Here is an 18124-nt window from a genome sequence, read left to right as displayed (position 1 = left end):
TATGTCGAAGGCTGACGGCAAGGGGAAATGCGATTCGCGAGACCGCCGCGCGGCGCTCGCGGGTCCACGCTCGCGGCGCCGTCGCGCGCTGCTGGCCGCAGGGGCGTTGAGCGCGTTGCTCGGCGGCTGCGCAACGAACCGTTCCGGCGACGCAGACGGCCTCGCGCAAGGCGTGGTATGGCAGCCGGACGCCGATCATCTCGATCCACGCGGCGACTGGCAGCGTCTCGGCGTGAGCGATCTGCTGGTGCAGTGGACCGCCGTGGACGACACGGCTTATCTGCCGGGGCTGGAGGGGGCGGGCTCGTCGGGCTCCGCTGCCGCAGCGGCGAATGCCCTGAAAACCGCTCGCCGCTTGCCCGACTGGACCCGCATTGCCAACGAGCCGTGGGCGCGCAATGTGATCGTCGGCCTCGCGGGCCGTTTCGACGAGACCTCGGCGCGCGCCCATGCGGCTCAACTGATCGAGCAGTCACGCAGGCTCGCCGACATGCGGCCGCCGGTTCACGTCGCGGGCTATTACTTTCCCGTCGAAGTCGACCCGACATGGAAAGACGCCGCGGCGCTCGGGCCCTTGCTTGGTGGTTTGCCGCGGCCTTTGTGGATCAGCGTCTACGACAATTCGAACATTGGCGGCAAGGCGCTTGCCGCGTGGCTCAACGGCTGGTTGCCGCGCGACGTCGGCGTGTTTTTCCAGGACGGCTGCGGCCTCTACACGCGCGGCCCGGCCGCCGCGCGCGAGTACGCGGACGCTTTGGCAGCACGGCTGGGGGCAAGCCGCGTGCGGATCATCGCCGAGGCGTTTCGTCCCGCCGTGGGCGGCGCCTTTGGCTCGGCGAGCGCAGCGGAGCTTGCGCCGCAACTGCGCGCGTATCGCGGCCATCGGGTTTATCTGTTCGATGGCCCGCATTATGTGTCGGCGCAACTCGTGCAAGAACTGCTCGCTCTCGAAGGGCCGCGAAGCTAGTGCGCCGGAGGCGTTGCGCAATGCTTGCGCCTAGCGCAACTGCGTCACCGCCAGCAACAACACCATGCTGCCGATTGCGCCGTCCAGCACGCGCCACGCATTCGCGCGGCGAAACAGCGGCGCCAGTGCGCGCGCACCGTAACCCAGCCCGATAAACCACACGCAGCTCACGGCCATCGCGCCCACTGCGAACGCGACGCGTGCGCCTTCCGGTTCGCGCGCACCGGCCGTACCGACCAGCAGGAAGGTGTCCAGATAAACATGCGGATTCAGCCAGGTGAAGGCGAGCGTCATGAGCACGATCGGCATCGCGCGTTGTGCGGGCGGCGCGGCGGAGCCGTTGTCGGCGTCCATCACCGCGTGGCCGGGGCGTACCGCGCGACGCAGCGCGTTGATGCCGAACCATGCGAGGTAAGCGAGCCCCACATACAGCATGACGTGCACAAAAACCGGATAGCGCTCCATTAGCACGGACGCGCCGCCGACGCCTGCGCTGATCAGAATGCAGTCCGACAGCGCGCACAGCGCGACGATCTTGCCGACGTGCGAGCGCATGATGCCTTGCCTGAGCACGAACGCGTTTTGCGCGCCGATGGTGACGATCAGCGACGCGCATAACGCCGCGCCGTGTGAAAAAGACAGCCAGTTCATAGTCGATCCAGTAGACGGAAGGAGCCAACCCCGCTAGTCTGCGGATCGGGAAGCAGTAAGAGAAGCTAATTTACCTAATTCCAATTAAGGAACGCTAATGCTCGATTATGCGTTGCTCGACGCACTCGCCGCAGTGGTGCGCCACGGTTCGTTCGACCGTGCCGCGAGCGAACTGAACGTGACGCCCTCGGCGGTCTCGCAGCGCGTCAAGCTGCTCGAGGAGCGTGTGGGCAGCGTGCTCGTCAAGCGCGGCCAGCCGTGCGTCGCGACCACTTCGGGCGCGTTGCTGTGCCGTCATACTGAACGCGTGCAAATGCTCGAAGCGGAATTGACGGGCCGCGTGCCCGCGCTGCCGGGCGGTCTCGTCGAAAGCTGGCCCGCGCTGCGCGTCGCGGTCAACGACGACAGCGTGGGCACCTGGTTTATCGACGCCGTTGCGCCGTTTTGCGCGGAGCGCCAGATGCTGCTTGACCTCGTGATCGACGACCAGGATCACACCGCGCAGCGGATTCGCGACGGCAGCGTGCAAGGCGCGGTGACCACTCAGGCCGAGCCGGTGCAAGGCTGCCGCTCCACGCGGCTGGGACGCATGCGTTATCTCGCGGTCTGCTCGCCGGCATTTCTCGAGCGCCATTTCGCGGACGGCGTCGGGCGCGACAGTTTGCGCCGCGCGCCGTGCGTGGATTTCAATCCGAAGGATCAGTTGCAAAAGCGCTTCATGCGGCGGGTCACGCGGGCGGACGTGAATCCGCCGTTGCACTGGATACCGCACGTCGCCGGATTCCTGCGTGCCTGCGTGACGGGGCTCGGCTGGGGTATGTGTCCGGAGCGCATGATCGCGTCGCATCTGACGAGCGGCGAACTCGTGCAGATGGCGCCGGGCAAGCATATCGACGTGGATCTCTACTGGCAGAGCTGGCGTTTGTCGATTGGCTGGCTCGACGACTTCAGCGCGGTATTGCGCAAGCGCGCAGCCGAATTTCTCGACTAGCTGCGCCTGCGACCGCGCCTGCGTGGCCGGCGGCGATGCAGGCGCTTCTTGCGCTTTTTGCTCTTCGCGCGCTTCTGGCGCTTTTCACGCGCCGCATTAGCTTTTATCTGACCGCCGAGCCGCCTTCACCGGCAACCGGCTCGCCGTTCTCCGCGGCGGCGGCGTCGCGCGTTTCGGGCATGGCCGCCCACACCAGCAGAACGGCCAGCGCCCCGGCCGCGGCGAGCCCGAAGAAGGCCACCGCATTGCCGAAATGATCGGCGATGAAACCCGCCAACGTGGTGCTCAACGTAGCGCCGATGCCCGCCGCCAGTCCGAACAGGCCAATGCACAGGTTGTAGCGTCCCTTGCCGCCGGCCACGTCGGCGGCAATCAGCGGCAGCATCACGCCGAACACAGCCGCGCTCAGTCCGTCGAGTACCTGCACCGGCACGAGCAGATAAGGGCTGCTGATTCCGGCGAACAGCAGTGCCCGCACCGGCAGCGCCGAAAAGCCGAGCAGCAGGATCGGCCGGCGTCCCCAACGCTCGGCGGAACGGCCGACCCACGGCGACATCATCGCGACGATCGCTTGCGGCACGATGATGCACGCCGCGATCACGAGCTGCACGTTATCGCCCATGCTGGCGGTCACTTCGCCCGCGGCGAGATTGAGCATCGCCGCATTGGACAGATGGAACAGCACGATGCAGGCGGCGAACAGCAGCATCCGCTTGTCGCGCAGCAAATCGCGCAGGCTCTCGCGCCGCTCGGTCTGCGCAGGCGTCGGCGCGGCTGTCGGCAACTGGATCGTGTCGGTGCGCTGGATCATCGAGAGGGCGATCAGCGCCGGCACGGCAAGCCCCGCGGTTAACCAGAACACCGCGCGCGGCGAATAGTATTCGCCGAACACGCCCATCAGCCCGGCTGCGACCGCGCTGCCTATCGACGCCCAGCGCGCGTTACGCCCGAGCCGGTCGCCGAGATTGGCGCGCCCGACGAGTGCAAACGAAATCGCGGCGAGCGCCGGCGTCAGCATGCAACTGGCGAAGCCGTGGAAGACCTCGGCGGCGAACACCGGCAGCACCGTAGGACTCGCGGCGAGCAGCACGGCGCTCAGGATGATCGCGATGATCGCCCACGCAGCCGCGCCTTTCTTGTTGCGCAATGCGTCGACGGCGGCGCCGCCGGGCACCTGGCTCACCATCGCGCTGATCGTGCCCACCGAGAGCGCGAGGCCGATCTCGCCCTGGGTCCACTTGTGCGAGGCCAGATACGACGCGATGAACGGACCGAAGCCCGTTTGCACGTTGGCGACGAAGAAATTGAGCCAGTCGAGCGCGCGCAGGCTCCGCGCTGTAACCAGAGTGCGGCCTGTCATCGGACCGCCCGTGCGCTTGAACCCACTGCGGAACCCGCCGCGGAAGTAGAGGCCGCCGCTGCGGAACCGCTCGACGCGCCGGGCGCCGTGGCGGCAGCGGCCGCGGACGCGGCGGGCGGGGCCGGCGAGACGGCGCGGACAGGTTTGTCGGCCGCATACGGCGGCGCGGCGTTGATCTGCGCGTCGCTCAAGTCGAGTTGCGGGTGCAGTTCCTTGTCTTTCGCGACGAAGCGCAGCGCCGACCAGTTGGCCGCAATCGTGCGCCGCTCCGTGCTCACTATCCCGTTGACGTCGAGCACGACTGCCTGCGGCTGCGCGCTCGCGTCGATCAGCACGTCGATCACGCGGCCCACCTTCGCGCCGTTCGAGCGCTCGACGGTTGCGTCGATCAGCGGGACCTGCATCGCCGTGTTCGACTTTGCCGGACTCACCGGCGCAGCCGACGGGTTCAGCGTGATCGGCGCGCTCTTCGCGGTCGGCGTGAAGCGGAATGCATTCCACGCGAAATTGACCTTGCGGTCGCCCACGCCCAGGAAGCCTTGCAGATTGACCACGACTTCACGCGGCTTGCCGCTCGCATCCGCGATCATGTCGACCGCCCGTCCGACGACCTTGCCATCCGGCTTCTGCACCTCGCTGTCGAGCAGCGTGCGGGCGTAGCTGCGCTCGATCGTGCGCACGAAAATCAGCGGCGGGGGCGGCGGCGGAGGAGGCGGCGGCGCGACCACGGGCGGCGGCGGTTCGACCTTGTGCGGCTTGACGACCGGCTTCTTCGGTTTTTTCGGCTGCTCGGGCTCGGCGGCTTCGGTCTCGACGGGCTCGGGCGCCGACGCGGCCACCGGCGCGCTCGCGGCTTCGACCGGCATTACCGTGGCTTCGACAATCGGCGCCTGGCGCGTGCCCCACAACAGGCTGCTGCAGCCGGACAGCGCGAGAAGCGCCAGCAGCGCGAATGCGGCGAGAAGGGTTTGGCGCCAGGCAGGAAGCGAAAAGCCGCCACTCATCGGGAGAAACTCCATGGACCGGGGCGGCCCGTAAAGGGCCGCGGGTGAACAGTACGGCCAAGAGTTTAACCCGCGACGCCGGGTGGTCCCGTTTTGAGGGCCGTTTGAGCGCGAGGCGGCAAGCACGGTTCGTGCCGCGCGGCGGATATCGCAGCCCGGCTCCGAGGCTCTCAAATTGCTTTCATATGACGCCGGCCGCCGGTCATAAACCGTAGGTGTAAACGCGTGGATCGTGGGCGCGCGGTGCCGTCGTCTGAACGATATAAGCGTCGCGACATGCCCGGCATGCCATTCATGCGATGGGAGATATATCCACGGTGGCCTACATTTCGAGACACAAAAACATGACACAAAAAAACACAAAGCCGCCGGGAAGCGATTCCAAAGCGGTTTTGCGGTTTAGACGCGGGCAGAAAGCGGACCAAAAAAAGCGGACCAAAAGCGGACCGAAAGCGACCAAAAGCGCGCCACCCCGCGCGACATTAATCAACGCAAAGAGACGAACCTGATGACGGCCACGATGACGGCCGTTTCAGCATGCTGATAAAGGAGGCACTCATCATGATGGAACCCCACGCCCAGCCGCTTTCCGAAGCCGGCGCCGAGTCGTTAGACACGAGGGGGCTGCTCGACCGCTACTTCGAGATTACCGCGCGCGGCAGCTCGCAGCGCCAGGAGATCGTCGCGGGCATCACCACTTTTCTCGCGATGGTCTATTCCGTGTTCGTCGTGCCAGGCATGTTCGGCAAGGCGGGCTTCGACACGAGCGCAGTGTTCGTCGCCGTGTGCCTGACGACAGCGTTCGGCTCTCTGCTGATGGGCGTGTGGGCGCGCCTGCCTATCGCGATTGGCTGCGCCATTTCGCTGACCGCTTTCACTGCGTTCGGTCTCGTGCTCGGCAAGGGCTTGCATCCGACGGTGGCGCTCGGCGCCGTATTCCTGATGGGCGTGGTGTTCACCGCGATTTCGGTGACGGGCGTGCGTTCGTGGATTCTGCGCAATCTGCCCTCGGGCATCGCGCACGGCACGGGCATCGGCATTGGTCTTTTCCTGCTGCTGATCGCCGCCAACGACGTGGGTCTCGTCGTCCGGAATCCGGGCGCCGGTCTGCCGGTCGCGCTCGGGCATATCACGGCGTTGCCCGCGCTCATGTCGGTGGCTGGACTCGCGGCGATTTTCGGCCTGGTGCGCCGGCGCGTGCCGGGCTCGATTCTGATCGTGATCGTCGCGATTTCGGCGCTTGCGCTGCTGGTCGATCCGGCCGTGTCGTTTCATGGCGTGTTCGCGGTGCCGTCGCTGAGCGCGCCGGGGCACGAGTCGCTGATCGGCGCGATGGACCTCAAGGGCGCGCTCTCGATGGCGGTGCTGCCGAGCGTACTCGCACTCGTGATGACGGCCGTGTTCGACGCCACCGGCACGATCCGCGCGGTGGCCGGCCAGGCGGGACAGCTCGACGCGAACGGCCGCATCATCAACGGCGGGCGGGCGCTGACGGCGGATTCGGTCAGCTCGATTTTTTCGGGGCTGCTCGGCGGCGCGCCGGCTGCCGCGTACATCGAATCGACCGTCGGCGTGGCGGCCGGCGCGAAGACCGGCATGGCCGCGGCCGTGGTCGGCCTGCTGTTTCTCGGCGTGATGTTCTTCTCGCCGCTCGCGGGACTCGTGCCTTCGTACGCGACGGCGCCCGCGCTGATGTACGTGGGCCTGCTGATGCTCTCCAACGTCAGCAAGCTGCATATGGACGATATGGTCGACGCGATGTCGGGTCTCATGTGCGCGGTCTTCATCGTGCTCACGGCGAATATCGTGACCGGCATCATGCTGGGCTTCGCGACGCTCGTGATCGGCCGCGTGGTGAGCGGCGAATACCGCAAGCTGAACGTGGGCACGGTGGTGATTGCAATCGTGCTGGTCGGTTTTTACCTGGGCGGCTGGGCGATCTGATGCGGTAGGGGCGCGGCGGCGGTTCGCCGATGCGGCGGCACGCCGCGAACGCCGCGCGCGCCGTGGACGCCGTGGACGCGCCAGGTGCCGCACGCCCCGCACGCCGACGCGCCGCGCACGCCGCACATCTAATCGCCGCGCACGCTTCGCCGCCTGGTTGCACAATGACGCTGCATGTCACTGTCACGGAGGCGAAAATGGAATCTCAGAGAGACCCGCAACACCGGACGGCTTCAAGAGAAGAATGGCTCGCGGCGAGCAGGGCGCTCGTCGCCGAGGAGAAAGCCCACATGCGCGCGGGCGACGAACTGGCGCGCAAACGCCGCGAATTGCCGTGGGTGAAGGTCGAGAAGACCTATACATTCGACACGCCGCAGGGCGCAAAGACACTTGCCGATCTGTTCGACGGACGTAGCCAGTTGATCGTCTACCACTTCATGTTCGGCGCGGACTGGGAAGAGGGCTGCGTCGGCTGCTCGTTCCTGTCGGATCATATGTCGGGAATCGTCACGCATCTCGAACATCACGATGTGTCGTACGTGACGGTGTCGCATGCGCCGCTCGCGAAGATCGCCGCGTTCAAGGAGCGCATGGGCTGGACGTTTCGTTGGGTGTCGTCGGCGGGAAGCGACTTCAATTTCGACTATCACGTGTCGTTCACGCCCGAGCAGCTCGCGAGCAAAAAGGCGTTGTACAACTTTACCGAGCAGGACGTGGGCATCGACGAACAGCACGGCCACAGCGTCTTCTATCGGGACTCGCACGGCGACGTGTACCACACCTATTCGTGCTACGGCCGCGGCGACGAGCGCTTCATCAACACGTGCGCGCATCTGGACGTGACGCCGAAGGGCCGCAATGAAACCAGCAGTCTGACCGATTGGGTCAGACACCACGACCGCTATGAGGACGAGCGGCCTCGCGGCGCTTGCGCCGGTTGCGGCTCGTGAGCGGATAGTTCGCGGAGCGGCGTTGGGCAGAAGCGGGCCGAAAACAAGCCGGCCGAAAACGAGCCGACCGAAAAAGACCTGCGCGCGCCGCGCTCACAACGCCATGTCGAAAGCAGGCTTGAGGAACAGTTCGATCGCCATCACGGCGAGGCTCATCACGGCCGCCGACAGCGTCAACGTGCCGTACTCGTCGTAGCGTGCATCGTAAATGCAGGCTACGACGAAGAGAATTGCCAGCAGGTTGGTCAGCCAGTCGAAATTCAGCGCCAAGGTCATTGCAAGGTCATCGCAACGTCATCGCAACGTCATCAATTAATCCGGGCTCATGGGCGGCTCGCACTGCGAACCGCGGAGCAAAGCCGGTCCGCGCAATTGCGTGGACCGGTTGAGCGGGATTTTATCGACTGGAGCTTACGGATTAGCAACGTCGGCGCTTACGCAGCTTACGCTGCCTGGCCTTTCATCATGTCCTGCTCGATCCACTCGATCACCGAGGTGCGCTTCGGCTGCCAGCCGAGCAGCTTGCGAGCGCGCTCGCCGCGCACGCGGCTGTTCGAGCCGAGCCCATACGAAGCCATTTCGTAGCCCCATTCCTTTTGCGCTTCTTCGAGCGGCCAGTCTTGCGGCGCGCCGAGCTTCATTGCGCGCGCAATCGCGGCGCTCATGTCGCGAAACGACGCTTCGCCGCTCTCGACGAAGTAGAACGTGCCCGCCGGGGTTTTTTCGAGCGCGAGCCGGTAGAGTTCGGCGACGTCGTCGATATGCACGTTCGACCACGTATTGCCGCCGCTGCCGACATGGCGCACCACGCCGCTCTTTTGCGCCTGTCGCACGAGCCGCGGCAACTGCACGCTCGCGCTACCCGCCACCGCGCCATGGCCGTAGATCAGTGTGTTGCACAGCACGGCCGAGCGGATATTGCGTTGGGCCGCCTCCAGCACCTGGCGGTCGATGGCCACGCGCGCGGCCTTGTCGGCGGTCGGCTGGGGCAGCGCGTCTTCGTGATAGATGCGTGCCTCGGCTGCTTCGCCGCCCGACGCATCGCCGACGATGCTCGAGCCGCTCGTATGCAGAAACACTTTGCCCGAGCCCGCGAGCCCTTCGATCAGCGCGCTCACCGCGCCTTCGTGATCGCTGCTCGCGGCGTTGATGACCGCGTCGGCCGCTTGCGCTTCGGCAATCAGCAATGCGCGGTCGTCGAGCGTGCCGAGCACCGGCTCGATGCCGAGCCGCTTCAGCTCGCCGCTATGTTCGGGCTTGCGGATCAGACCGCGCACCTGGTGACCCGCGCGCACGAGATGCGCCGCAATCGAACCGCCGATAAAACCGCTTGCGCCTGTAATGAAAATCTTCAAGAGCTTCTCCCGAGTGGAAACACGATGACAGGCATGCAGTATCCGCCGTCTCGATTCTCGCAAAAAGCGTGTTAGTCTCAAATCAATCTTGACCCGGAATCAATAATGAAAACTTCCACGGACGAATTGCAGGTGTTCGTCAGCGTGATCGACAGCGGCTCGATCACGGCGGCCGCCGAAAAGCTGGGGCAGACCGTTTCGGGCGTGAGCCGCGCGCTCACGCGCCTCGAAAAGAAGCTCGACACCGCGCTCGTGCGGCGCACGACGCGCCGCTTGCAATTGACGGAAGAGGGCGAAGGATTCTTGCAGCGTGCGCGCGCCATTCTGGACGCGATGGAAGAGGCCGAGGAATCCGTCACGCTCAAGCGCCGCCGCCCATCGGGAAGGCTGCGCGTGGACGCGGCGTCGCCGTTCATGCTCCACTGCATCGCCCCGCACATGACGGCGTTTTCCGAGCTGTATCCCGAGATTCGTCTCGAGCTGACCAGCAACGAGCGCATCGTCGATCTGCTCGAACAGAAGGTGGACATCGCGATTCGCATCGGCGCGCTGCAGGACTCCACGCTGCATGCGCGCGCGCTCGGGCGCAGCAAGCTGCGCGTGGTCGCGAGCCCCGCGTACCTTGCGGCACACGGCGAGCCGAAAACGGTGGATGCGCTGCGCGGGCACCGGCTGATCGGCTTTACCGCGCCCGAGCATTTGAACCGCTGGCCGTTGCGCGAGCGAGGCGGCCACAAACGGACGAAGGGCGAGAGCAGCAGCTCGGCTGCCGACCGCAAGCCCGAACCGTTGAAGATCGAGCCGTCCATCACAGCGTCGAGCGGCGAGACGTTGCGGCAGCTCGCGCTCGCCGGCTGGGGCATCGCATGTCTCGCCGATTTCATGGCCGCCGCCGACATCCGCGACGGACGGCTCGTGCCCATTCTCGGCGGCGCGTTGCTGGACGAGCGCCAGCCGGTCAGTGCCGTGTATTACCAGAGTGCGTCGCTCGCGGGGCGCGTGCAGTGTTTCCTGGATTTCATTGCGGCACGCGTCCAGTTGTAGCGGCGCGAATTCTGAAGGTGTATATACAGGTTCAGGCGGCCTCTCCCGGCAGCTTGCGGCACGCAGCGCCGCGCCGTGCTCGTCCCGGCTGACGTGCCACGCCCCGTCAGCGCTTGGCCCGGCCGGCATTAGTGGAAAGTCCTGGGCACCCGAATATTGAAAACAAGTTGTATATACAACGCCGCCCGGCTAGACTTCTCCGAAATTGTATAGACAGGACAACCACCATGATGACTCTGAAGCCCGGCCACCTGACCCTCCCGCAACTGCGCCAGATCGCGCGCGGCCACGTGCCGCTGCAACTCGACCCGGCGAGCCATGCGGCCATCGACGCATGCGCGAAAGCCGTCGCGCAGATCGCCGCCAAGGGGGAGCCGGCCTACGGCATCAATACGGGCTTCGGGCGTCTTGCCAGCACGCACATTCCGCACGATCAACTGGAACTGCTGCAACGCAATCTGGTGCTCTCGCACGCCGTGGGCGTGGGTGAGCCGATGTCGCGTCCGGTCGTGCGCCTGTTGATCGCGCTGAAGCTGTCCAGTCTCGGCCGCGGCAATTCGGGCATCCGTCGCGAAGTCATGGAAGCGCTCATCACGCTGTACAACACGGACGTACTGCCGGTGATTCCGGTCAAGGGCTCGGTCGGCGCGTCCGGCGACCTTGCGCCGCTCGCGCACATGTCGGCGGTGCTGCTCGGCGTCGGCGAAGTGTTCGCGAAGGGCGAGCGCCTGCCGGCCACCGAGGGCCTTGCGCTGGTCGGCCTGAAGCCGCTCACGCTGCAAGCCAAGGAAGGTCTCGCGCTGCTGAACGGCACGCAGGCATCCACGGCGCTCGCGCTCTACAACATGTTCGCGATCGAAGACCTGTACCGCACCGCGCTGGTGGCGGGCGCATTGTCGGTGGATGCGGCGGCCGGCTCGGTCAAGCCGTTCGACGCGCGTATTCACGAATTGCGCGGTCATCAAGGCCAGATTGACGCAGCCGCGGCTTACCGTTCCCTGTTGCAAGGCTCGGGCATTAACGCGTCGCACGCCGGCTGCGACAAGGTGCAGGACCCGTACAGCCTGCGCTGCCAGCCGCAGGTGATGGGCGCGTGTCTCGACCAGATGCGCCATGCCGCGGACGTGCTGCTCGTCGAAGCAAACGCCGTCTCCGACAATCCGCTGATTTTCCCGGACACGGGCGAAGTGCTGTCGGGCGGCAACTTCCACGCCGAGCCGGTGGCGTTCGCCGCGGACAATCTCGCGCTCGCCGCCGCGGAAATCGGCGCGCTGGCCGAGCGCCGCATCGCGCTGCTGATCGACGCCACGCTGTCCGGCCTGCCGCCGTTTCTCGTGCGCGACGGCGGCGTGAACTCCGGCTTCATGATCGCTCACGTGACCGCCGCCGCGCTGGCATCGGAAAACAAGACGCTCGCGCATCCGGCGTCCGTCGATTCATTGCCCACATCGGCCAACCAGGAAGACCATGTTTCGATGGCCACGTTCGCCGCGCGCAAGCTCGGCGACATCGCGGACAACACGGCCAATATCCTCTCGATCGAACTGCTTGCCGCGGCTCAGGGCGTCGACCTGCGCGCGCCGCACAAGACGAGTCCGAGCCTGCAAAAAGTGATGGACGTGGTGCGCAACGAGGTCGCGCATTACGAGCTCGACCACTACTTTGCGCCGGACATCGCGGCCGTGACGCGTCTCGTGCAGGACGGCACGATCGCGAAGCTGAGCCCGTTTTCCTTCGTCTCCGAACAATAAGCGCACAGCGAGCGGCAGCCCATGAACGCACCGGCCTACCAGGGCATCAAGGACTTCATCCTCGCGCGCATCCATGCGGGCGAATGGGCTGAAGGCGACCAGGTGCCGTCCGAAAACGAGCTCGCGCGCGAATTCAACGTCGCGCGCATGACGGTCAACCGCGCGTTGCGCGAGTTGACCTCGGAGCAGGTGCTCACGCGCGTGCAGGGCTCGGGCACTTTCGTGGCGCGTCCCAAGTACGAGTCGACGCTGGTCGCGATCCGCAGCATTTCCGACGAAATCGTCGCGCGCGGGCATCGCTACCACGCGAAGGTGCTGCACATCGGCGCGAGCATTGCAGACGCGGCGCTTGCCGAGGAAATGCAGGTGAGCGCGGGCAGTCCGGTGTTCCATTCGCGCGTGCTGCATTTCGAAAACGACGAGCCGGTGCAGCTCGAAGAGCGCTGGGTCAATCCGGCGGTCGCGCCGGACTACGCGTCGCAGGACTTCACGAACACCACGCCGAACCAGTATCTCGTGCGGGTCGCGCCGCTGCAGCGCGTCGAATACCGCATCGAGGCATTGGCGGCGGACGGCGACACCCGCGAGCTGCTGACCATGGACGAGCTCGAGCCCTGCCTCGTGCTGCATCGGCGCACGTGGTCGCAAAGCCAGGTTGCGTCGATTGCGAACCTCTGGCACCCGGGCAGCCGCTACCGCTTCACCGGACACTTCTGATCGGACATCGATCAACGCTTAGTTAACGCTCAGTCAACGCTCAATCCACGGTTAATCAACGGTTTTTCTTCAACGCTTTTCGTTCATCTTCGACTTATTCCGATCATCTCAGGCATTCCGAGGGCCACCATGAACAATCCGAAACACATCGATCCGCGTCTCGATCCCACTCGCACGATCCGCGCGCCGCGCGGTGCGCAGAAGACCTGCAAGACCTGGATCGCGGAAGCCGCGTACCGGATGATCCAGAACAATCTGGATCCCGAAGTAGCCGAGCATCCGCATGCGCTGGTGGTGTACGGCGGCATTGGCCGCGCGGCGCGCAACTGGGATTGCTTCGACCAGATTCTCGAGTCGCTGAAAGACCTGAACGAAGACGAAACGCTGCTGATCCAGTCGGGCAAGCCGGTCGGCGTGTTCCGCACGCATGCCGACGCGCCGCGCGTGCTGCTCGCCAATTCGAACCTCGTTCCGCATTGGGCGACGTGGGAGCATTTCCACGAACTCGACCGCAAGGGCCTGATGATGTACGGGCAGATGACGGCGGGCAGCTGGATCTACATCGGCAGCCAGGGCATCGTGCAGGGCACGTACGAAACGTTCTTCTCGGTGGCGAACCAGCATTTCAACGGCGACCCGAAGGGCCGCTGGATCCTGACCGGCGGCTTGGGCGGCATGGGCGGCGCGCAGCCGCTCGCGGCCACGATGGCCGGCTTCTCGATGATCGCCGTGGAATGCGACGAGACGCGCATCGACTTCCGTCTGAAGACGCGTTACGTCGATAAAAAGGCGCACACGCTCGACGAAGCGCTCGCAATGCTCGACGAAGCGAAGCAGGCGGGCAAGGCGGTATCCATCGGTTTGCTCGGCAATGCCGCGGACGTGTTCGCCGAGTGCGTGGCGCGCGGCATCACGCCTGACTGCGTGACCGACCAGACGAGCGCGCACGATCCGATTCACGGCTACCTGCCGCAAGGCTGGAAGCTGGAAGACTGGCGCGAGCGTCAGAAGACCGCGCCGGACTCTATTGTCGTTCCGGCCAAGCAGTCCATGGCCAAACAGGTGCAGGCCATGTTGACGCTGCAGCAGCGCGGCGCGGCCACGCTGGATTACGGCAATAACATTCGTCAAATGGCGCTGGAAATGGGCGTGGAAAACGCCTTCGACTTTCCGGGCTTCGTGCCGGCGTATATCCGACCGCTCTTCTGCGAAGGCAAGGGGCCGTTCCGTTGGGTCGCGCTGTCGGGCGATCCCGAAGACATCTACAAGACGGACGCGAAGGTCAAGGAGCTGATTCCCGACGATCCGCATCTGCACAACTGGCTCGACATGGCACGCGAGCGTATCGCGTTCCAGGGCTTGCCGGCGCGCATCTGCTGGGTCGGCGTGAAGGATCGCTACCGCCTCGGCCAGGCTTTCAACGAAATGGTGAAGAACGGCGAGCTGAAGGCGCCGATCGTGATCGGCCGCGATCACCTCGACACCGGTTCGGTGGCAAGCCCGAATCGCGAAACCGAATCGATGAAGGACGGCTCGGACGCCGTGAGCGACTGGCCGTTGCTCAATGCGCTGCTGAACACCGCGGGCGGCGCGTCGTGGGTATCGCTGCATCACGGCGGCGGCGTCGGCATGGGCTTTAGCCAGCATGCGGGCGTCGTGATCGTCGCGGACGGCACGGATGCCGCGAAGGAGCGCCTTGGCCGCGTGCTGTTCAACGATCCGGCAACCGGCGTGATGCGTCATGCGGACGCCGGCTACGAGCTCGCGCAGCAAACGGCGCGCGAGGCGGGTCTCAAGCTGCCGATGCTGGGCCGTTGAGCATGACGCTGGCGGGCAGCAGTGAGGCGGGGGCGAACCCTCGCTCGAACGCGGGAGTAAATGGCAGTAGCAGTGCTTCTGCCGGCGCCGTCACGTTGATTCGCGCGGCGCAACTGGTGGCGTCGCCGTGGAAAAACGGCGGCGGCGTCACGCGCGAAGTGGCGGCGCATCCGGCAGACGCGGGGCTCGATACGTTCGTATGGCGCGTGAGCGTGGCGGACGTTGCGCAAGCCGGGCCGTTTTCGCGCTTTGCAGGAATCGATCGCACGCTGGTGCTGCTCGCCGGTGCGGGCATGCTGCTCGACGAAGTGCAAAGCGACGCTGCCGTGACGACCCATGCATTGACGCAACCGCTCGATATTGCGCGGTTTGCGGGCGAGGCGCGCATCGACGCGCGCCTGGTCGACGGCGCGACGCGCGACTTCAATCTGATGGTGCGGCGCGGCTTTGCGCAAGGCGAGCTGGAGGTGTGGCGCGGGACGCAGCAGCAAGGGCAGCAAAATGCGCAGCATGAAGCGCAGCAGCAGTCGCAGCAACTTCGACGCACGCTATCCGCCGACGTTGCGCTGCTGTACTGCGCGAGCGGGGCGCCGACCATCACTCTGAGCGATGCAGCAGCGCCCGCTGAAGCGCAACCCCAGGCACACCCCAAGCCGCCCGCAGCCTCGCACGCGCATGCGGACACACAAGCGTACGCGCTGCAAGCGGGCGACACCTTGCGCATCGACGCCCCGAACGCGCTGTCGTGCACGATAGAAGGCGCGGGCGCGTTGCTCGCAATCAGCATCCGCTACACGCAACGATGACGACGCTTCGCGCGTCTGCCCACGTGGCGCATGCGCGCGAAGCTCCACAGTACGCAACAGGCAGCGAGAAGCTGCAAAGAGCATGCGATGAAGCAAACCGTCTGGCATCAATTGAAGCTGTGCCCTGAGGGCGATCCGAACCATGTGCTGCCCGACGCCGCCATTGCGGTGGAAGACGGCAAGATAGCGTGGCTCGGCGCGGCCGCCGAACTGCCTGCGTCTTTCGCCGCGTGGCCGCGCGAGGATTTGCAGGGCGCCTGGGTGACGCCGGGTCTCGTCGACTGTCACACGCATCTCGTGTACGGCGGGCAGCGCGCCGACGAATTCGCGCAGCGCCTCGCGGGCGTCAGCTATGAAGAGATCGCGCGCCAGGGCGGTGGCATCGTGTCCACGGTGCGCGCCACGCGTGCGGCCAGTGAAGAAGCGTTGTTCAGCCAGGCGGCCGCGCGGCTTGAAGCGCTGCTCGCCGAAGGCGTGAGCACGGTCGAGATCAAGTCGGGTTACGGACTGGATCTCGCCAGCGAGCGCAAGATGCTGCGCGTCGCGCGCCAACTGGGCGAGCGTTATCCGGTGACGGTGTACACGACCTTTCTCGGCGCGCACGCATTGCCGCCGGAATTCGCGGGCCGCGCCGACGCGTATATCGACGAGGTCTGCAACACGATGCTGCCCGCGCTCGTCGACGAAGGTCTGGTCGACGCCGTCGATGTGTTCTGCGAGCGCATCGGTTTTTCGCTGGAACAGAGCGAGCGCGTGTTCAATGCCGCGGCGCGCTACCGGCTCCCCGTCAAGATGCACGCGGAGCAGTTGTCCAACGGCGGCGGCACGGCGCTTGCCGCGCGGCATCGCGCGCTGTCCGCGGACCATCTCGAGTTTCTCGACGAAGCAGGCGTCGCCGCGATGAAACAAGCAGGCATGGTGGCCGTGCTGCTGCCCGGCGCGTACTACTTCATTCGCGAGACGCAACTGCCGCCGCTGGAACTGCTGCGGCGCTACGAAGTGCCCATTGCCATTTCGACGGACAGCAATCCCGGCACCTCGCCTGCCACGTCGCTGCTGTTGATGATGAACATGGCGACCACGCTGTTTCGCATGACAGTGCCGGAAGTGCTGCAAGCCGTGACGACCCACGCGGCGCGCGCGCTCGGCAAGGCCGAGCAGCACGGTGCGCTGCACGCAGGGCGTGCGGCCGACTTTGCGGTGTGGTCGGTCGATTCGCTTGCCGAACTCGCTTACTGGATGGGGCGCCCGCTGTGCGAACGCGTGGTGCGCTCGGGCGAGACGGTCTACCGTCCGCAACATAATGCATTGACACGTGGCGCAAACTGAAGCCAGGACCTGAGAGATGACACAAGCAAAACAGTCGCTGTTTGCTGACCACGCGTATCTGCCGGACGGCTGGCGCCGCAATGTGCTGCTGGAATGGGACGCTGGCGGCACGCTGACAGCGGTCACGCCCGATGCACCGATCACTGACGAAGCGCACGCGGGCACGCCCAAAGCCGCAGGTCCAGTATTGCCTGGCATGCCGAACCTTCATTCGCATGCGTTTCAGCGCGCCATGGCGGGCCTCACCGAATATCGCGCGGCCTCAGGCGCAGGCGCGACCGACAATTTCTGGAGCTGGCGCGACCTGATGTATCGCTTTGCCGCGCGCATCACGCCTGAAGGTCTGGCGAGCGTCGCGCAGTGGCTTTACATTGAAATGCTGAAAGCGGGCTATACGTCCGTGTGCGAATTCCATTACGTGCATCACGCGCCCGACGGCCACCGTTACGCGAACCAGGCGGAACTCGCGCAACGCGTCGTGGACGCGGCGTCGGCGGCCGGCATCGGCATGACGATGCTGCCGGTGCTGTATCAGTACAGCGGCTTCGGCGCCCGTGCGCCGCGCGAAGACCAACGCCGCTTCGTCAATACGCCTGAGGGCCTGCTCGAACTGCTCGCCACACTGCGTGCGGCGCGGCCGGAAAACCCGGCGCTGCGCTATGGCGTGGCGCCGCATTCGCTGCGCGCGGTCTCCGAACAGTCGCTGCGCGCGCTGTTGCAGGGACTCGAGGGCAGTGCGCCGGTTCACATCCATATCGCCGAGCAGACTGCCGAAGTGGACGCCTGCCTGGAAACCGAAGGCGCACGTCCGGTGCAATGGCTGCTCGACCGTTTCGATGTCGACAGCAGGTGGTGCCTCGTGCACGCCACGCATGTGGACGCCGGCGAGACGCTCGCGCTGGCAAAGAGCGGCGCGGTTGCGGGCCTGTGCCTGACCACGGAAGCAAACCTCGGCGACGGCATTTTCCCCGCGCACGATTATCTCGACGCGCAAGGCCGCATGGGTGTGGGCTCGGATAGTCATATCGGCGTGGACTGGCGCGCCGAGCTGCGTCTGCTCGAATACGGGCAGCGTCTCGTGCGCCGGCAACGCAACGTGCTGGCGTCCGCGCAGGCTTCGTATGTGGCGGATCGTCTGTTCGACGCAGCGCTCGGCGGCGGCGCGCAGGCCACCGGCCGCGCAACCGGCGCCTTGCAAGCCGGCCATCGTGCCGATTGGCTCGTGCTGGACCCGGACCACCCGAGCATCGCCGAGCATGCGCCGCATGCGTGGCTCTCGGGCCTGGTATTCTGCGAGCATGGCGAGACGCCGATTCGCGATGTGTATGCAGGCGGAGACAAGGTAGTCGACCAGCGCCGGCATCGCGACGAAGAGGGCGCTTACGCGCGCTATCGCACGGCACTCGCCGAACTGCTCAAATGACACAAAGCGCACGC

General features: G+C 65.7%; 16 protein-coding genes. 11 read left to right on the top strand and 5 right to left on the bottom strand.

All coding sequences use genetic code 11. The features are described 5' to 3' along the window. Position 1: 1 nt before the first annotated feature. Positions 2-967, top strand: coding sequence for a hypothetical protein (locus tag JNB89_RS14745; protein WP_220362667.1), 966 nt, complete (start codon positions 2-4; stop codon positions 965-967). A gap of 30 nt (positions 968-997) precedes the next feature. On the opposite strand, the gene JNB89_RS14740 is transcribed toward JNB89_RS14745, so the two are convergent. Beyond that, positions 998-1618, bottom strand: a complete 621-nt coding sequence (locus JNB89_RS14740; protein WP_013339752.1) for a LysE/ArgO family amino acid transporter — start codon at positions 1616-1618, stop codon at positions 998-1000. A 97-nt stretch (positions 1619-1715) separates the two neighbouring features. On the opposite strand from JNB89_RS14740, the gene JNB89_RS14735 reads away from it, so the two are divergent. Further along, the gene (locus tag JNB89_RS14735; protein WP_013339751.1) at positions 1716-2609 is read left to right on the top strand and encodes a LysR family transcriptional regulator ArgP; all 894 of its coding nucleotides are present in this window, start codon (positions 1716-1718) and stop codon (positions 2607-2609) included. Positions 2610-2712: 103 nt separating this feature from the next. Here JNB89_RS14735 and JNB89_RS14730 read toward each other — a convergent pair whose 3' ends face one another. Continuing rightward, positions 2713-3969 carry an MFS transporter gene (locus JNB89_RS14730; protein WP_220362666.1) on the bottom strand — a complete coding sequence of 419 codons (1257 nt, stop codon included), beginning with the start codon at positions 3967-3969 and terminating at the stop codon, positions 2713-2715. After that, positions 3966-4973, bottom strand: a complete 1008-nt coding sequence (locus JNB89_RS14725) for a PRC-barrel domain-containing protein (protein WP_220362665.1) — start codon at positions 4971-4973, stop codon at positions 3966-3968. The genes JNB89_RS14730 and JNB89_RS14725 overlap by 4 nt, the downstream gene beginning before the upstream one ends. Before the next feature lie 561 nt (positions 4974-5534). On the opposite strand from JNB89_RS14725, the gene JNB89_RS14720 reads away from it, so the two are divergent. Together JNB89_RS14720 and JNB89_RS14715 are read left to right on the top strand one after the other, a co-directional pair. After that, a complete protein-coding gene (locus tag JNB89_RS14720) occupies positions 5535-6917 on the top strand; it encodes an NCS2 family permease (RefSeq protein ID WP_220362664.1) in 1383 nt (460 codons plus the stop codon). 197 nt (positions 6918-7114) lie between these two features. Then, positions 7115-7867: a DUF899 domain-containing protein gene (locus tag JNB89_RS14715; protein WP_220362663.1), complete on the top strand. Its 753-nt coding sequence runs from the start codon at positions 7115-7117 to the stop codon at positions 7865-7867. 93 nt (positions 7868-7960) lie between these two features. On the opposite strand, the gene JNB89_RS14710 is transcribed toward JNB89_RS14715, so the two are convergent. Both JNB89_RS14710 and JNB89_RS14705 read right to left on the bottom strand, forming a co-directional pair. Then, the gene (locus JNB89_RS14710) at positions 7961-8143 is read right to left on the bottom strand and encodes a hypothetical protein (RefSeq protein ID WP_013339746.1); all 183 of its coding nucleotides are present in this window, start codon (positions 8141-8143) and stop codon (positions 7961-7963) included. Between the two features lie 167 nt (positions 8144-8310). Continuing rightward, positions 8311-9222 carry an NAD-dependent epimerase/dehydratase family protein gene (locus JNB89_RS14705; RefSeq protein ID WP_013339745.1) on the bottom strand — a complete coding sequence of 304 codons (912 nt, stop codon included), beginning with the start codon at positions 9220-9222 and terminating at the stop codon, positions 8311-8313. A 105-nt stretch (positions 9223-9327) separates the two neighbouring features. Here JNB89_RS14705 and JNB89_RS14700 point away from each other — a divergent pair, with 105 nt between their 5' ends. From JNB89_RS14700 to JNB89_RS14670, 7 genes are all read left to right on the top strand, one after another. Further along, a complete protein-coding gene (locus JNB89_RS14700) occupies positions 9328-10266 on the top strand; it encodes a LysR family transcriptional regulator (RefSeq protein ID WP_220362662.1) in 939 nt (312 codons plus the stop codon). A gap of 227 nt (positions 10267-10493) precedes the next feature. Beyond that, positions 10494-12017, top strand: a complete 1524-nt coding sequence (gene hutH / locus JNB89_RS14695; protein WP_220362661.1) for a histidine ammonia-lyase — start codon at positions 10494-10496, stop codon at positions 12015-12017. A gap of 21 nt (positions 12018-12038) precedes the next feature. Then, on the top strand, positions 12039-12734 hold the full coding sequence (hutC, locus tag JNB89_RS14690; RefSeq protein WP_220362660.1) for a histidine utilization repressor: 696 nt from the start codon (positions 12039-12041) through the stop codon (positions 12732-12734). 129 nt (positions 12735-12863) lie between these two features. Then, complete coding sequence (gene hutU, locus JNB89_RS14685; RefSeq protein ID WP_013339741.1) at positions 12864-14552, top strand: urocanate hydratase; 1689 nt, start codon at positions 12864-12866, stop codon at positions 14550-14552. Positions 14553-14554: 2 nt separating this feature from the next. Beyond that, complete coding sequence (locus JNB89_RS14680; RefSeq protein ID WP_223216763.1) at positions 14555-15358, top strand: HutD/Ves family protein; 804 nt, start codon at positions 14555-14557, stop codon at positions 15356-15358. 87 nt (positions 15359-15445) lie between these two features. Next, positions 15446-16687 (top strand): imidazolonepropionase, encoded by a 1242-nt coding sequence (gene hutI, locus JNB89_RS14675; protein WP_220362659.1) that lies wholly within the window; start codon positions 15446-15448, stop codon positions 16685-16687. Positions 16688-16703: 16 nt separating this feature from the next. After that, a complete protein-coding gene (locus JNB89_RS14670) occupies positions 16704-18110 on the top strand; it encodes a formimidoylglutamate deiminase (protein ID WP_220362658.1) in 1407 nt (468 codons plus the stop codon). Positions 18111-18124 lie beyond the last annotated feature (14 nt).

Origin of the sequence: Paraburkholderia phenoliruptrix (genome assembly GCF_019511605.1) — a bacterium.
Classification (GTDB): Bacteria; Pseudomonadota; Gammaproteobacteria; order Burkholderiales; family Burkholderiaceae; genus Paraburkholderia; species Paraburkholderia phenoliruptrix_A.
Note: the sequence above shows the minus strand (reverse complement) of the source record. Positions and strands in the feature narration are given on the sequence as shown.

Bases quoted from the DNA above. Each gene is read 5' to 3' on its own strand.
- JNB89_RS14680 (WP_223216763.1), top strand. From the start codon at position 14,555: ATGACGCTGGCGGGCAGCAGTGAGGCGGGGGCGAACCCTCGCTCGAAC.
- hutU (WP_013339741.1), top strand. From the start codon at position 12,864: ATGAACAATCCGAAACACATCGATCCGCGTCTCGATCCCACTCGCACG.
- JNB89_RS14735 (WP_013339751.1), top strand. From the start codon at position 1,716: ATGCTCGATTATGCGTTGCTCGACGCACTCGCCGCAGTGGTGCGCCAC.
- JNB89_RS14700 (WP_220362662.1), top strand. From the start codon at position 9,328: ATGAAAACTTCCACGGACGAATTGCAGGTGTTCGTCAGCGTGATCGAC.
- hutI (WP_220362659.1), top strand. From the start codon at position 15,446: ATGAAGCAAACCGTCTGGCATCAATTGAAGCTGTGCCCTGAGGGCGAT.
- JNB89_RS14715 (WP_220362663.1), top strand. From the start codon at position 7,115: ATGGAATCTCAGAGAGACCCGCAACACCGGACGGCTTCAAGAGAAGAA.
- JNB89_RS14725 (WP_220362665.1), bottom strand. From the start codon at position 4,973: ATGAGTGGCGGCTTTTCGCTTCCTGCCTGGCGCCAAACCCTTCTCGCC.
- hutC (WP_220362660.1), top strand. From the start codon at position 12,039: ATGAACGCACCGGCCTACCAGGGCATCAAGGACTTCATCCTCGCGCGC.
- JNB89_RS14740 (WP_013339752.1), bottom strand. From the start codon at position 1,618: ATGAACTGGCTGTCTTTTTCACACGGCGCGGCGTTATGCGCGTCGCTG.
- JNB89_RS14745 (WP_220362667.1), top strand. From the start codon at position 2: ATGTCGAAGGCTGACGGCAAGGGGAAATGCGATTCGCGAGACCGCCGC.
- JNB89_RS14710 (WP_013339746.1), bottom strand. From the start codon at position 8,143: ATGACCTTGGCGCTGAATTTCGACTGGCTGACCAACCTGCTGGCAATT.
- hutH (WP_220362661.1), top strand. From the start codon at position 10,494: ATGATGACTCTGAAGCCCGGCCACCTGACCCTCCCGCAACTGCGCCAG.
- JNB89_RS14670 (WP_220362658.1), top strand. From the start codon at position 16,704: ATGACACAAGCAAAACAGTCGCTGTTTGCTGACCACGCGTATCTGCCG.
- JNB89_RS14730 (WP_220362666.1), bottom strand. From the start codon at position 3,969: ATGACAGGCCGCACTCTGGTTACAGCGCGGAGCCTGCGCGCGCTCGAC.
- JNB89_RS14720 (WP_220362664.1), top strand. From the start codon at position 5,535: ATGATGGAACCCCACGCCCAGCCGCTTTCCGAAGCCGGCGCCGAGTCG.